This window comes from Sphingobacterium sp. 40-24, assembly GCF_001899705.1.
In the GTDB taxonomy this organism is placed as follows: Bacteria; Bacteroidota; Bacteroidia; order Sphingobacteriales; family Sphingobacteriaceae; genus Sphingobacterium; species Sphingobacterium multivorum.
Map to the genome: position 1 here is coordinate 1 of NZ_MKWH01000053.1, position 14,569 is coordinate 14,569.

The window sequence follows — 14,569 nt, forward strand, 5'->3', positions numbered from 1 at the left end:
AAGGGATATCTGTATTAAAGATGCTAAACTAGGAAATTTTTAATATTCCCCCAAGAAGTCTGCTTGATCCATAACTTAGCATCAAAAAGTACTGGTCAAAAAAAATCCCAAGCTGAAAGCTTGGGATATTGATAAGTGCGGAAGAAGGGACTCGAACCCCCACGCCTTGCGGCGCCAGATCCTAAGTCTGGTGCGGCTACCAATTACGCCACTTCCGCATTAGGATTTCTTATGATGTCGCAAATATAAAAACCAAAGTGCTATCTTGCAAATCGATAAGCGAGATTCCTCCTCCTAAATACGGATCATCCTGTTTATGAATGGAATATTTTTCAATAGGATCCTTGTTTCTTTAATCATGTGATCAGTAGACGGATTGTCTATCCAATTTTTTGATGAAATGCTTGCTGTCCTAATCAAGTTTTGTTAAGGCCTTTGAATTTCGTAACAAAAATACATATTGAAAGAAGTCTGTTGTATGATTCGTCTCAGCAGGTATGATATTTTCGCCAAAAAGCCGTGATTTTACAGTTATTAAATCTTGAGAAGTAGCATAGGGTGAATGTGCTGCATTGAGTTTAAATAACGATATACTATTTGGTCGACTTAATTCTTTTAGATCCTGAATGCCTTTCACGAGCATAAGTGGGCCATCTGCATTTACCCAATCTACTTTTTCATCTGCAGGGGTTGGAAATTGAGGATTCTTTGGAAGATACATTTCACTAGCAATGGTATAACTAACAAAGCTAGATACTTTATAGCCGCTACTTTTCAAGCGTGTAGCAAAAGGATCATTGGTTGCATCCTTTCCTTTTTGTAAAACATGAAAAAAACCAAATAGTCCATATAGTTTTTGACCATCAATATGGTGATTTTTAATATAATTTTCCAAATTTAACAGCATAGCTGAATCCCTGGATACGTCAGATTTATCCGCTGTAAAGCTTTTGTCTATGCCAATAACAGTGATTTTTGCCGAATCGGCAAGGTGGCGGTTATAATCATAAATTTCGACCCATTTTTGATATAGCTCTAAACTAGACTGTTGCGGGATACGTTTGCGAATGGAGCTAACTACATCTTTCAGTAGGGCGTTATCTTTTAGCGGCTTGGATAAAAAGCTGTTTAGTTTGTTGGCATTTGTACTATCCATCTCAGCAATGTAATATTTAACACCAAGCTTTTTGTTCAAATAAAATAACAGCTCTTTGTCCAACTTTTGATTGTCTGCGTAGCCATGAATTTCCCCAAGTAAGAAAATATCCGAATTATAGAAGCTATTATCGAATAGAGAATCTACAATACGATCCTTAATCTCCGTTTTATGAAGCTTGAGGTACGCTATATTTTCCGCGTTGGTATTTCCTATAAATATCCGATTGGAAATGAAAAAATAGAGAAATAATAGCCCAATAATAGCCAGTATAGAAAAAAATGTAATCTTAATAAATTTAAAAAACTTTTTCATAAATGAGGTTTTGGCAAAGGTATTATTTTTCAAGGAATGAACCAATAAGTATCCATGCATATAATTAAAATATATGTATTGGTGTTTTTAAAAATTGGGTCATTCTTTAATAGAATCGGGTCATTTTTCAATGACTATTTCCATAGGACGATTGTTGGCGCACAGTGAACCGCTGCGGGCTTATTTTACAGTTTTTTGTACAATAACAGCGATTTTGTAGTTACCCCGTAGCGTTTGTGTCCCTTGTTCCTTGTTCGGATAAGGGGCGATATCCTGTAATGAAATGGTATATCCGTTGGTGTTGGCAGTTCTTTGGTAACCTCTATCCTGTAGGTCTATTGTTGCGAGCTTTATTGTCGTAGGTTTAGTTGCTGTTTCTGCGATCTCAATTTCTGCTACTGCAACTCCAGACCAAATACAGTTGACGCCTTCAGGGCAACGGCTATCTTCTGAAATACCATTAAATTTGATCTTGATCGGATATTCTCGCAATGATTTTCTTTGTCCCTCAGCTAAGGATACACTTTCTCTCTCGGTTCTATTTCCAATATTTTCCTTTTGCGTTGCACAACCCGCTAGCGAACAGAATCCTAGCCCAATAATAAGCGTTTTATAATTCATCATCTTTACCGAAATAAAACTAGTATAAATGTTATCCAGTTATCTAGTCATTACTACCAAAATTAAGCCATATTTAAGAAACGTGCTAATCTTTCGACTCTTAATAGCGCTAAGCTCCTACTTGAATCATTGCTGGGCTTTTGCGATTATTGCTGTGATCCATTTTCATCATGATCTGGCTTTTCAGATTCTTCACAGCGCGAAAAAAATAGACTGGTAATTGACAGTTTTGATGGATCGAATTGTTCGTCTTTCAGAAGCAACAGATTCTGACGGATGTATTTATTTAAGTATCGATCGTCTTGCTCAGGATTGCCCGCAAAATAGGCCTCATTGTCTGATGCAAACTTACTTACATATCGATTGTTGACGGTATCCAAGACGTACTGTTCGAGGTCAGGATAAAATAGGGTATAATATGCGTTACTAAATATTGCTAGGGGGTCAATATAATTTGCCCGATCATAATCCTTCTTCATGGTCAATATTTCGTGCCAGTGTTCTTGATTTGAACCGTCTTGATTTTCTCTTAAAAAACCTCTTTCTCCACCGTAATTGGAGAGTCTGATGGCTAATTTATTCCCTTCAGCCAAATATAGGAAAGCGCTGAAATGTTGACGTGCACGTTGGGGTCTGTTATAAACAGCTATAAAATCATTGAATTTTTCTTCATTGCTATACTGAAAGACTTGATAAGTACTGTCATGTTCCATAAGCTGGTTTTGTACAATAAATTTAAGCGATTGAACCGGTTTGGATTCCTGATGAACAAAAGGGGGGCTGAAGCAGTTTGCCTTGTCATTGAAAACCCGATGTGTACTGTCATTATCAAATTGTACATAGGTTTTACCTTCTTCAAAACCTGCCAAATTGATACAAGTACTGTCTGTGAAATTAGGCTTGTGACGCCCATACAGTTGAAATAAAGGGGCTTCATCTGGATAGAAAAGCAGGTAGTCTTTTTCAAAAACATAGGAGCCGAAAACAGATGTAGCATAACCATATAACAGAAATCTGCCATCTTCAAAAAGACAAATCCCGCTATTACCACCATACTGTCCACTGATGGTCTTTGCCTTATCTTTTCCGTTTGGAAAATAGTGCGTGACTTGCTGTGCTTTACTATTTGTTACCATAAGGATAAGACTAATTAAGCCTAGAATTTTTTTAATGAATGACGTGCTTTTACTTTCTTTCCGCATATCTTTTGTTATTTATCAAATTTAAACCATTGCAACACTGGTTCAATGGTGGTATTTACAATCCGTGCAGGCTTTTTACGATTCGCCGAAACCTGTAATGGGGCAAACTAACACATATTCTTTCGCTTGGTAAATTAGCGGTTTTATCCGTCGTATTTTCAACTTACATTAACATTTTTTTTCCACCTATTAGAACAAAATATACCCCACTTAGACCGCTGGTTCTAATATCTTTGATTCTCGTCTGATGAACACTTCGCCTGCTTTGAATGTTCATGGAAATTTATGATGATTTTATTATAGCCAATAAGATAAATAGATGTCAACACTAACCCGTATAAATGCATATATGCATCTCAAAAAACATATTCGAATGAATGTAATTGCAGATCTTGATATGAGTATTTTCTATTTTAAGAAAAGACCTTTCATCGTGATGGATTTGTCAAATGAAAAGATATATTTCAATGATAGTGGATTAGAATGGTTGCGTTCAGAAAAACAAATAGTGCAGCCTGTTCAATGGACTCGGAGTAAGTATCTTCCCTCCAAAAATTGGGTGGGACTAGCTGTTAATAACCAAAGAGATGATTTGATTATCCAGTTAATTGATGAATTTTATCTGGCGACATGTGATATGCTATCGATAAATCCAATTTCTAAGGGAATTCGCCCGACAAAATAAAGCTTTAGACAGATTTTAATAGATTTAAATGTGATTCGTCCTCCCAGACGGAATCAAATCATGAAAAACTAGCATTGAAAATTAGAAATACAAAAAAGAGTAAATTAGTACGATATGGTGGAAGCAAATCATGCATTGTGTATTAAAATATAAATAATAATGAGGATTAACAGAAAATAGGCTAACTTATATTAGGTATTTTAACCCGTTTTATAGGTACTTTAACTTGTTTTGTCTTTGCTGCTTTTTTTTTAAATTTTTAATTTTCATCTTTAGCGTATTATAAACGTAAAATTTGAGTCCATTACACAACCTTTCTGAAGAAACATTGATTCTTTTATTGAAAAAAAAGAATCAACAGGCTTTTAGTTATCTTTATGATCACTATGCCGATGCACTCTTTGGTGTGGTTTGTCGTATCGTGGTCTCAACGGAGCATGCGGAAGAAGTCATCCAAGATGTATTCGTCAAAATTTGGCGATATATCGATGTTTTCGATGCAGAAAAAGGCCGCCTTTATACCTGGATGATTAACATTGCCCGCAATACAGCCCTCGATCATCGAAAATCAAAAGCTATCGTAAACGAGCAGAAAAACCAACCGCTCTCAAATATCGTAAATAGGGAGGAAGAACAAGATCTAAGTCAGGGCGAACAACACACGAAAGCAGATTTTATTGGATTTAAAAATATTTTAGATAAATTGAAGCCGGAATGGCGAATCTTGATTGAGATGGCCTACTATGAAGGATATACACAACAAGAAATCGCTGAACAGCTTGATGTGCCGCTAGGAACAGTAAAAACACGTACCAGGGCAGCTTTTATACAATTACAACAATTACTAAAAGAGTACCGCTAGTTTTGGATATTAGAGCATACATATCGTCGGGGATTATTGAATCGTACGTTTTGGGACTTGCTTCTGAAGAGGAAGTGAGCATCTTGAATTGTATTCGAAAAAATAATAGCGAAGTGGAACAAGCCATCATCGAAGCAGAGATTGCACTCGAAGATTTGGCCGATAGCCAAGCGATAGAGATGCCTATGCAATTAAAACAGGATATATGGAATAAACTCATTGTAGAAAATCTAGTACCAAACGAAGATCATAAAATTGATGAAACATTAGTACCTTCTTCTACGGACCATAACGACGTAATTGTTATGGATACCGAAAAGAAAATGCTTGTTGCTCGATCATACAAGTGGACTATTGCTGCAAGCCTATTGTTAGCCGTTAGTATTGGTGCTAATATCTTCCTATATCAACGTAAACAAGATACAGCGAATAAGCTAAATCAGACGACGTCCTTACTTGATGCTGAGCAGGCAAAACTTGCTACCCTACAGGATAAATGGGCTCTCGTTCAAAATCCAGCAATAAAAACAATCCCTCTGAAGGGGGTAGAAACTAAACCCGATTACCTTGCTTTGGTATTCTGGGATCAGGTATCAAAGACGGTTTATCTGAGTATTGAGCACATGCCTGTTGCACCCAAAGGTAAGCAATATCAACTGTGGGCAATGGTCGATGGTAAACCTGTTAATGCCGGTGTTTTTCCACTTGACTTAAAAGGAGATACAGCAAGTAAGATGCTGGATATTCCAAAGGCCCAGGCTTTTGCTATTACCCTCGAAGATGAAGGCGGCAAAGATGTACCAACACTCACTGCATTATGTGTAATGGGGAGTATATAAAAAACAATGCCCTGATGGGATAAACCGATCAGGACATGCTAAAAACAGGTAAACTACGTCTTTTGTTAGGATTTTATAAAAAGACCTGCAATATTAAGTACAGCTTCTGCAGTTAGAGGTTCATCGAAAGACTGGGTTGCTGCATTGGTCGAAATTTTCCCCATGGCACCTGCCAATGTTGTAATATCCACTCCCGCTTGTGTTATATTATTTTCGCCTGCATATACCGGATCGACAACCGCGCCAATACCACTGTCATTACTTCCTGTAATCCAAGGTTTTTGATTGGCAGCTCCACCTCCGCGAGCACGACGCATTTGGCGGATATGAGAGGCATGTCGTGCCTCAACAGAATGGATCTGAAGCGCCGCAGTCAGTACAACACGATTGCCGAGTAAAATTCCCGCTTGCCCTTTATAAGCTCTTACCCCGGTGTCTTCAAATGCTTGTGCGATAGCTAAAAATGTGTCGTAGTCACTGAAAACATTGCCGAAAGTCCCACCAGCGGTGAAATCAAAGGTTGGCTTTGAAACAGCTTTATTGCCTAATACCTGTTTAAGAAAATTCACATGTGCAATTTCATGGTCACGAATGGTGGTTATCGCACCGAGTGGTTTACCTGTGGGGATAAGACCTGCTTTGGCAACAGCCATAGTGTAGTATTCTGCTTCGAGATATTCCAAAGTCAACGCATAGTTGAGTACTCCATTGACATCTGTGGGAGCCGTAGCACCATAAGCTTTTTTAAAGAGCTCACCTATCATAAAGGGCAGGGCAGCCAAAGTTATTTTTTTGCTCATTGAAGCCAAACTTTTAATTGCTTCGCGACGAGGGCTGATGCGATCGCTGAATTCAGGATCTACAGCATTTATTTGTTCAAAAACGTTTAAGAGATTCATGATAATCAGTTTTTAGGTGAATTAATAAGTTGGTAGATCGCTCACATCAATCTTGGATTTAATAAATGGCGCTGCGGCACTAAGGACAACGCTTGGACTCTTTGCGACATCAAGACCATTTGAATCCACTACTTCCTGATTGGCAAAGCTACCATTGTCGATCATATCCCTGACCCAGGCGGCATGTCTAGCTTCAACAGACACGATCTTGCCAGCCAACAGTAAATAATTGACATCTTTTATTAACCATCCAGCACCATTGTAGGCCGAAACGCCAAGATCTTCAAATGTTTTTGCTGTTGCCAGTACTGTTTCGCGACTGCTGAAATTGATACCGCCTAAATTAAATTCAAGACTTGAAATGGCTTTGGCCCCTAGGGCTACCTTGAAAAACTCACGATGAGCAATTTCATGATCACGGATATCCGTAAAAAAAGTTTTTTCCATGTCCGTCATGCCACTATAGGGATTGTTGACTAGCTGGATATAAAATGCAGCTTCAAGTTGTTCAAGTGCATAGGCATAATTTAGGATGGCAATGTCGCCGCTACCAAAGTACATGCCCTTACCACCGTTATCCATGCCATCATCGTGGTCTTTTTTGCAACTCGACATACCCAGGATGGCTAATGTAGCAGCACTGGCTCCTGCATATTTTAAAAAATCTCTTCGTCTGAGATCTCTTTTGTCCATGTCACTATTGGAGTTCAATAGTGTTTCGTTGTGGGAGGTTATCTTTTCCATAACAAAAGTCTTTTAGTTTATAATTTTTTTCTGTACTTATACCCATTTACGACTTTTTGGAAAGCTTGGATTTCATAAATTCTTTTTTTTTAAAATATATTTTTGGCATTGAAAAACCGATATAATCTTCGCCATCTTGGGAACTGAATGCAGCACGGCGCTTATTATCGGTGATCTTTTAATCTAATAGTTTGTTTTTTATTTAAAACTATTTTAACACAGCGGTGTTCATGATTATATTTTATCATGCTATTACCGCTGGTTTTCTACTTTTTACGATAGACTAAGAAAAGTTAAAACCAAATCGATATTAATTGGGCATTGGAATGATTCAAATCAATCGTTAAAGATTAGTGAAATATTATTTGTACGTTAGCGCATGCTATACATTTGGACCTATAAAGACTTCGAAGATAAAATTATTAACAATACAGGCTTTTGAATGAACGCTAAATTATCGCCAAAGAATGAATCAGATCGGATACGCGTGTTGCATGAATACGAAATTTTAAACACAGCAGCCGAGGAAGAGTTTGACCGCATTACGAAAATTGCATCACTAGTGTGCGGTACACCCATCTCATTGATTTCACTAGTGGATAAGGATATGCAGTGGTTTAAATCGCGGGTTGGCTTGGAGATAGACGAAACAACGCGCGATGTTTCTTTTTGCCAATATACGCTGGAAGAAGATCAGCTGATGGAAGTTGAGGACGCCAAAAAAGACGATCGCTTCAAATCGAATGAACTCGTTACCTTAGAACCAAACATTCGTTATTATGCTGGATTACCATTAATCGATCCCAACGGATATGCCTTAGGGGCCTTATGTGTTATTGATCGTGTTCCAAGGCAGCTCGATCAGCATCAAAAAGAGATCCTAACCCTTCTTCGGGATGAGGTTGTCGCGCTTATTGTCAACAGAAAAGAAAAAGAAAAGTATAAAGAAAGTGAACAAAAACTGAAAGCATTTTTCGATAACTCTCAGGGACTTATGTGTACGCATGATCTGAAGGGCAATTTTATAGCCGTCAATGAAGCTGGAGCCAAGACTTTGGGCTATACACGGGAGGAGATTCAGTTACGATCACTTTTTGATATTGTCCCATCGGAGGGGCACAAGAATTTACAGGACTATCTGGGCGCAATTGTTCAACGCGGAACAATCAAAGGAGAAATGCGAACCTTGACACGCTCGGGTGAGACGCGTATCTGGATGTTTAATAATATTTTGCAGACCAATGGGAACAAAATACCCTATGTGATTGGCAATGCCGTGGATATTACGGAACAGCATTTTCTAGAAAAGGAACTGAAGCATGCCCAAGCAACATTGATGCGGACTGGAAGGGTAGCTAGAATTGGAGGCTGGGAATATACGCCTGCTGATGGGAAGATTGTTTGGTCCGAAATTACGCGAGAAATTCATGAAGTACCCGAAGACTATGAACCAGAGCTAACAACTGCGTTACAGTTCTATAAAGCGGGATCAAGTAGGAATAAAATACGGACTGCCATTGAACATGCACTCGCTACGGGAGAAGCTTGGGATTTGGAGCTTGAGATTGTCACCTTCGCTGGTCATGAACTGTGGATACGTGCATTGGGAAATGCTGATTTTGAAAATGGCCATTGCGTTCGTTTATACGGTACCTTTCAGGATATTGATAAGCGTAAACGCATCGAAGCAGAGTCTTCGAATTCAAAAAAACTGCTTTCAGAAGTATTGGATGCAACCTCCGCTGTAGCTATTATCGCGACCGATACGACTGGTGTAGTCACATTGTTTAATACAGGAGCGGAAAACCTTTTGGGATACCGCAGTGAAGAGGTCATTGGGAAATTGGGGCTTGAACATTTTCATTTGAAAGAGGAGCTCGTGTTGAGAGCTAAGGAACTGGAAGTTGAATTAGGACGTTCGGTAGATAAACTTCGTTTCTTTGTAGATATGGCAGAGCTGCATGGTGCTGAACAGCGAGAGTGGACCTATTGTCGAAAAGATGGATCTAGATTGTATGTTTCCTTAGCCGTTACATTTATTCGGGATATTAACGAAAATGTTATCGGTTATCTTGCGATTGCAACTGATATTAGCAGGATTATTCATCAACGGGAAGAGCTGGAAAAGGCGAAATTAGTAGCTGAACAGGCAAGTGCAGCAAAATCACAATTTTTGGCAAATATGAGCCATGAGCTTCGTACACCTTTGAATGGGATTGTTGGCTTTACCGATTTGTTGCTTGGGACAGCACTTGAAGATACTCAACGGGAATATCTGAGTATCGTTGATCAATCAGCCAATTTATTGCTTGGAATTGTAAACGACATTCTAGATTTCTCTAAAATTGAGGCTGGCAAACTAGAACTGGACGTTGAACAGACGGATCTTCAGGACTTGGTTATTCAACTGACAAACTTTCTCAATATGCAGATCAAAGCCAAAAATTTAGAGTTTTATCTGAATATCGCGGCCGATGTGCCACATTATATTTGGGTTGATGCCCTCCGTATCAAGCAAGTATTGATGAATTTATTGAGCAACGCCACAAAATTTACCGAGAAGGGAACTATTGAACTCAGCATTACAGTAGAATCACATGATGCCACCCAGGCTGTTCTGTGCTTTAGCGTCAAAGATACAGGCATAGGTATTAAAGAGGACAATGTGGAACGGATATTTGATGCATTCACACAGGAAGATAACTCGATGACTAAACGCTATGGGGGAACTGGCCTTGGACTAACAATATCGAATAAATTGCTTAAAATGATGGGCAGTGAATTGAAATTGGAGAGTACCTTTGGTGCCGGTAGTCGTTTCTTTTTCACTATTAATGTTCCCGCCGTTTGGGAAATTAATGCGTGGGATGGATTAAAAAAAATAAAGGATGTACTAATTGTTGCACAGGAAGAGTCGGAGCGAAATGATTTGGATCGGATGTTATCGTTAAAGAAGATTAATACCGTGCATGCAAAAACTGGATTTGAGGTATTACAGATATTAAAAAAGGGACATCATTTTGATGCAATTTTGATCGATCATCAATTGCCTATCATCAGCGGTATTGAAACGATACAGAATATTCGTGAAAAAAATTTCGATAACAATACTGAGCCGACCATTATTCCTATTTTTAGTTCGAATCAGCAGGATATAGAACAGCTATGTCATTCCGTGGCCATAAGTAGATGGTTAGTCAAACCCTTTACGCCGGAGGAGCTGTATACAGCTTTAGTAAAGGTGAACGTTTCTTAGTTTGAAGTAAGCTCTCAAAGTTGCATGAGCCGTATTTACGACCTAAGTTATCCATTTATGCACAGTTAATAGGTTCTCTTGATAGGGCGATGATGAAGTGTCTGATTTCCTTTGAATATGATTTTTGATTTCTAGCGTATCAAGAGCATGTTTATTATCGCAAGTTTCGGATTTTACAGCATTATCTTTCTGGATAGCTTTGTGTTGGATAATAAATAAAACACCATGCAAATTTTTAAAGATAAAGTCATCCTGATTACAGGGGCTAATAGAGGGATAGGAAAGTCACTGGTAAGTGCATTGCTCAATAACGGTGCAGGGAAGATATATGCAACCTGCCGGGATTTAAAAAATATGCCAGCATTCAACGATCATCGAATCGTACCGCTGCAACTAGATATTACCGATGTTAAACAAGTAGAAATGAGTGCGCTAGCAGCCCCAGATACTGAGATTCTGATTAACAATGCAGGAACCTTAAATCCAGGGAATATGCTACAAGGAGAAGTATTGGCGATGGAAAATGATCTGAAGGTAAATTATTTTGGAACAATAAACATGATGCGTGCATTTGCTCCAATTCTGATAAAGAATAGGCCATCTATCATGATCAACATTGTTTCGATTGCCGCCTATTCGCCTTTACCTTCTATTGCTGGGTACGCTGCTTCCAAAGCAGCACTTTATTCTGCTACACAATCTGTTCGAATTGAACTGGCTAAAAAGGATGTGACAGTATATGCTGTTAATCCGGGAGCAATTGATACCGATATGAACAAGGGAAGTGATTGGGATATGCCAGATCCAGATCGTATCGCAATAAAGATAGTAGAAAGTGTCGCAGCCGGAAACCTCGATATAGTCCCGGATGAAATGGGACAAGGTATGTATGCCGCATGGCGAGAAGAGCCTGCGAAATTATCAAAAATATTTTCTGATCTCTATCATCAAGAAAATTAGATGTTCACTATTGTTCGGCGCTATCGATGTTTATGAGTAGCGCCGAACAGTATGCTGACGATAAAAGAAGACGCTGTCTCCAAAGTCGATTTTACAATTCGGATTCAAATAAAATTTGAAACTTTATTACATTAAATGGAAAAGGACCAAGATCGCTTCGAAATGCAACGATTGACTATTCCTTAGATTTTAGGTATGGGATACGATATTGTTCATCAAATCTTTTCTTGTCATCCCGATAGCTGCTGACGGCTCCAAATTTATGCATCATTTTAATATAGCACCATGCGAGATCTATCTGATAAGGCTTAAAGCCACTCCGCGCACTCTTTGGATATAAATGGTGGTTGTTGTGCCATTCGCCTGCTACAATGCCAGGCCATAACTGGTTTATGGATTTGTCTCTCTCATTGAAATCGATACCTTCACGTTGTTTGTCTTCACCTTTTGCATGCCCTTCATAGTTGAATGTGCGCACACCGACTGCCCAAAAGCCGGCGGCTCCAAAGAGTGTACAGGCAAGTGCGTGACCACCGATTAAATAAAAGGCGGCATACCAAAAAGCCCAGTTTAATATCCAGGATCCTATTGCATGTGAAGGATTGACGTACGACCCCCACTTTTGATATTGCGCATAACTATTAGCTGTTACACCCGTGTGTCGCATAAGCAATTTGACGCGGTTATAGGAATTTTCCGTAAGGTTCTTAGCAATAGGCTGGTGATTTACATCGGCTAAAAAACAGTATAGAAAGCCAGCTTGGGCATTATAGGGATCACCCGGTTTATCGGATTTTGCGTGGTGAACATGATGTGAAATAACATATATTTCTTCGGGAATTACATTGATGGTCAAATTCTGCGTGAAAAAACGCCAGAAACCGTTGCGGAATTTAAATGCGCCGTGTGTCGCAAATCGATGATGCCATATCGTTCCATGGGTCCCCATAACGATCATACTGTACAGGAACGCGGCTAACACAGTCCACCAACTGAAATGGTAAACCAAAAAGATGATAAAAAAGGGGATGAGGCAAGCTACTTTTAACCAGCTAAAAAAGGGTAACCAATTTCGTTTATCCTTAAAAATATTAAGGCGTTTGAAGAATTCAGTGAAAATTTCTTTTTTGCTTGGCTTTACGAGATTTCCATCGGCGTCTTTCCATCCGTAGGTTGGAACTTGCAGAACATGGTCTAAAAAGGGCATTTGTGGTTGATGTAAATTATAATTTTTGCTAAAGGTATCATATTCCATGGTTAAAAAGTGTTAATGTTAAAAGTTTAACATATCCTTAAGATGTATCAAGCAATTCGAGAAGGATAAAATAGCTTGCTGGAAGCTATAATATAAATAAGCAAAGGCATCACGATTAATGCTTATTTTATCATAAAGTGATACGGAAATTAAAGGGAGTTTATAGCTATTCATCCGAATGAGGTCCCTATAAGGCCCGTATGAAGTCCCTATAAGGTCCCTGTTATTTTTAAAGTTTTAAGGGCCATATCCTAACACTTTTTATACTATTGTTCTTTAATGAATTTCATCTCAAACCCATTCTCTTTTCTTACGACTTGTTTCAGGTCAGGCGTAAATTGAAGTTCTATTCCAAGCCCCATTTTGAAGAGATCATTTCCAAGATAATCGAGCGCTACATTTTCTTGACTGGGGGCCTCTAAAATAAGCATACTGTCTTTCTGTACAAAGGTGAGCTTAAATGCGGGCGATATCTCGGCAGCATAGGTGCCCAAATAGCGCTCGATGTGTTCGATAGCCCGTTTTTTTACCTCATAAGGTTCTATGGCGGTAATATTTTCCATATTTTCTAAACGTGCCATCAATCCCCAGCCATAAAAATCATTGGATATTCCAATGAGCAATTGGTTTTCACCTTTTTTAAGTTTTAAGCGGCTATTCCCGTTCTGTACAGATATCCTTCCGTCGGGATACCTTTTCATATTCTGCCTAAAGATATTTTTGTCTGTGTAGGTAATCTGATCATTTAGGTAAAGCCATATTTCATCTGAGAATCCAAGCTGGAGATTAGCTAATGTAGGTTCTTGTGCTGTAATAATAGTTTTTAGCCATATTATCCGACGCTTTTCGGCACTACCGAAGCGTCTTGTAAGGTTTACCAATCCATACCGCTCGGTTGCTATTTTTTCCGTGAAGGCTTCGTCTTTCGGCAGGTCACGAAAAGTAGTTGGTTCTCGCCCTTCTTCCAAAGTCGTGGGTTGGGTTATCGACCAACTTCGGATATAATTGGCCTCATGTCGGGTCAGGTCCACACCTTCGGCTTGCGGTAGGTTCTCAATTTCATTAGGTTTAATCTCGATATTACTGATGTATGCATCGCCGTCGAAGGCAATGCTTCCAGTATTTTCTCGTCCCTCGAGTTTTGGTACGGTCAATCTCAAGCTGTTATTGACAAAAACCTGCATTTGCACACCTGATATGACGAGTTTAATATGATTCCATTCTTCTGTTTTAGCAGCCGCAGGTGCCTGATATTGGGGATAGATGTCCCACATGTTGACACCGTCTAAGATGGGACAGTACTGAATGCCTTCATTAGCGAATGGGTTGGCCATTTTAGGAACTCGGAGATAGACAATCTCCTGTTCTTTTTCATTTTTTCGATGAAAATAAATGGCGCTGGCGAACTCTGTTTTTGAAGGTATCACATCATACTCGATGGTTCCGTCTTTAAAAATTAAGTCTTTAATCACGACCGGACCAGATGCTGGAGCGATTTTCATTGCTTTACGACCTTTAAAGTTTAGAAAATCAACTTTTCCGTGCTGGAAGGACCATTGTTCTGCGTTTAATGGAATGCTCTTGCTTATTGATGCTTTGCTATTTTTTTCTAGAGTATAACTTTGTAATAGAATGACCCATATGAAGACTAGTGTCAAAAATATCTTTTTCATGTTAATTAAATTTTTGATAAATTTAACGGATAGACCTTATTTCAACTCGCTCAACCTTGCGGCAAGTTTATTCAAGTTTGTTCAAGCAGATTGTTTGTTTTT

General features: G+C 38.9%; 12 protein-coding genes and 1 tRNA gene. 5 read left to right on the plus strand and 8 right to left on the minus strand.

What is annotated here, in order from left to right; all coding sequences use genetic code 11:
• Positions 1 to 136: 136 nt before the first annotated feature.
• From BGP15_RS18795 to BGP15_RS18810, 4 genes are all read right to left on the minus strand, one after another.
• Positions 137 to 218: transfer RNA gene (locus BGP15_RS18795), tRNA-Leu, on the minus strand.
• A 194-nt stretch (positions 219 to 412) separates the two neighbouring features.
• Positions 413 to 1,471: a hypothetical protein gene (locus BGP15_RS18800; protein ID WP_286770476.1), complete on the minus strand. Its 1,059-nt coding sequence runs from the start codon at positions 1,469 to 1,471 to the stop codon at positions 413 to 415.
• A gap of 180 nt (positions 1,472 to 1,651) precedes the next feature.
• Positions 1,652 to 2,095, minus strand: coding sequence for a hypothetical protein (locus BGP15_RS18805; protein WP_286770477.1), 444 nt, complete (start codon positions 2,093 to 2,095; stop codon positions 1,652 to 1,654).
• Between the two features lie 143 nt (positions 2,096 to 2,238).
• A complete protein-coding gene (locus BGP15_RS18810; protein WP_286770478.1) occupies positions 2,239 to 3,228 on the minus strand; it encodes a preprotein translocase subunit SecD in 990 nt (329 codons plus the stop codon).
• A gap of 439 nt (positions 3,229 to 3,667) precedes the next feature.
• Here BGP15_RS18810 and BGP15_RS18815 point away from each other — a divergent pair, with 439 nt between their 5' ends.
• The 3 genes from BGP15_RS18815 (at position 3,668) to BGP15_RS18825 (ending at position 5,680) form a co-directional block, all read left to right on the plus strand.
• Positions 3,668 to 3,979: a hypothetical protein gene (locus BGP15_RS18815; protein WP_156167694.1), complete on the plus strand. Its 312-nt coding sequence runs from the start codon at positions 3,668 to 3,670 to the stop codon at positions 3,977 to 3,979.
• Between the two features lie 295 nt (positions 3,980 to 4,274).
• On the plus strand, positions 4,275 to 4,841 hold the full coding sequence (locus BGP15_RS18820; RefSeq protein WP_112375870.1) for an RNA polymerase sigma factor: 567 nt from the start codon (positions 4,275 to 4,277) through the stop codon (positions 4,839 to 4,841).
• Positions 4,842 to 4,843: 2 nt separating this feature from the next.
• On the plus strand, positions 4,844 to 5,680 hold the full coding sequence (locus BGP15_RS18825) for an anti-sigma factor (protein WP_286770479.1): 837 nt from the start codon (positions 4,844 to 4,846) through the stop codon (positions 5,678 to 5,680).
• Positions 5,681 to 5,745: 65 nt separating this feature from the next.
• Here BGP15_RS18825 and BGP15_RS18830 read toward each other — a convergent pair whose 3' ends face one another.
• Together BGP15_RS18830 and BGP15_RS18835 are read right to left on the minus strand one after the other, a co-directional pair.
• Positions 5,746 to 6,579: a ferritin-like domain-containing protein gene (locus BGP15_RS18830; RefSeq protein WP_046675104.1), complete on the minus strand. Its 834-nt coding sequence runs from the start codon at positions 6,577 to 6,579 to the stop codon at positions 5,746 to 5,748.
• A gap of 21 nt (positions 6,580 to 6,600) precedes the next feature.
• Positions 6,601 to 7,323, minus strand: a complete 723-nt coding sequence (locus BGP15_RS18835; protein ID WP_046675105.1) for a ferritin-like domain-containing protein — start codon at positions 7,321 to 7,323, stop codon at positions 6,601 to 6,603.
• A 442-nt stretch (positions 7,324 to 7,765) separates the two neighbouring features.
• Here BGP15_RS18835 and BGP15_RS18840 point away from each other — a divergent pair, with 442 nt between their 5' ends.
• Both BGP15_RS18840 and BGP15_RS18845 read left to right on the plus strand, forming a co-directional pair.
• The gene (locus tag BGP15_RS18840; protein WP_286770480.1) at positions 7,766 to 10,579 is read left to right on the plus strand and encodes a PAS domain S-box protein; all 2,814 of its coding nucleotides are present in this window, start codon (positions 7,766 to 7,768) and stop codon (positions 10,577 to 10,579) included.
• A 225-nt stretch (positions 10,580 to 10,804) separates the two neighbouring features.
• Positions 10,805 to 11,539: an SDR family NAD(P)-dependent oxidoreductase gene (locus BGP15_RS18845; RefSeq protein ID WP_046675106.1), complete on the plus strand. Its 735-nt coding sequence runs from the start codon at positions 10,805 to 10,807 to the stop codon at positions 11,537 to 11,539.
• Between the two features lie 175 nt (positions 11,540 to 11,714).
• Here the strand turns inward: BGP15_RS18845 and BGP15_RS18850 are convergent, their stop codons facing one another.
• Both BGP15_RS18850 and BGP15_RS18855 read right to left on the minus strand, forming a co-directional pair.
• Positions 11,715 to 12,794 (minus strand): fatty acid desaturase, encoded by a 1,080-nt coding sequence (locus BGP15_RS18850; protein WP_236560257.1) that lies wholly within the window; start codon positions 12,792 to 12,794, stop codon positions 11,715 to 11,717.
• A 266-nt stretch (positions 12,795 to 13,060) separates the two neighbouring features.
• On the minus strand, positions 13,061 to 14,467 hold the full coding sequence (locus BGP15_RS18855; protein ID WP_286770481.1) for a LamG domain-containing protein: 1,407 nt from the start codon (positions 14,465 to 14,467) through the stop codon (positions 13,061 to 13,063).
• Between the last annotated feature and the right edge of the window lie 102 nt (positions 14,468 to 14,569).

Excerpts from the sequence above, each read along its gene's own strand:
- BGP15_RS18805 (WP_286770477.1), bottom strand. The coding sequence starts at position 2,095 with ATGATGAATTATAAAACGCTTATTATTGGGCTAGGATTCTGTTCGCTA.
- BGP15_RS18815 (WP_156167694.1), top strand. The coding sequence starts at position 3,668 with ATGAATGTAATTGCAGATCTTGATATGAGTATTTTCTATTTTAAGAAA.
- BGP15_RS18830 (WP_046675104.1), bottom strand. The coding sequence starts at position 6,579 with ATGAATCTCTTAAACGTTTTTGAACAAATAAATGCTGTAGATCCTGAA.
- BGP15_RS18800 (WP_286770476.1), bottom strand. The coding sequence starts at position 1,471 with ATGAAAAAGTTTTTTAAATTTATTAAGATTACATTTTTTTCTATACTG.
- BGP15_RS18810 (WP_286770478.1), bottom strand. The coding sequence starts at position 3,228 with ATGGTAACAAATAGTAAAGCACAGCAAGTCACGCACTATTTTCCAAAC.
- BGP15_RS18850 (WP_236560257.1), bottom strand. The coding sequence starts at position 12,794 with ATGGAATATGATACCTTTAGCAAAAATTATAATTTACATCAACCACAA.
- BGP15_RS18855 (WP_286770481.1), bottom strand. The coding sequence starts at position 14,467 with ATGAAAAAGATATTTTTGACACTAGTCTTCATATGGGTCATTCTATTA.
- BGP15_RS18840 (WP_286770480.1), top strand. The coding sequence starts at position 7,766 with ATGAACGCTAAATTATCGCCAAAGAATGAATCAGATCGGATACGCGTG.
- BGP15_RS18835 (WP_046675105.1), bottom strand. The coding sequence starts at position 7,323 with ATGGAAAAGATAACCTCCCACAACGAAACACTATTGAACTCCAATAGT.
- BGP15_RS18845 (WP_046675106.1), top strand. The coding sequence starts at position 10,805 with ATGCAAATTTTTAAAGATAAAGTCATCCTGATTACAGGGGCTAATAGA.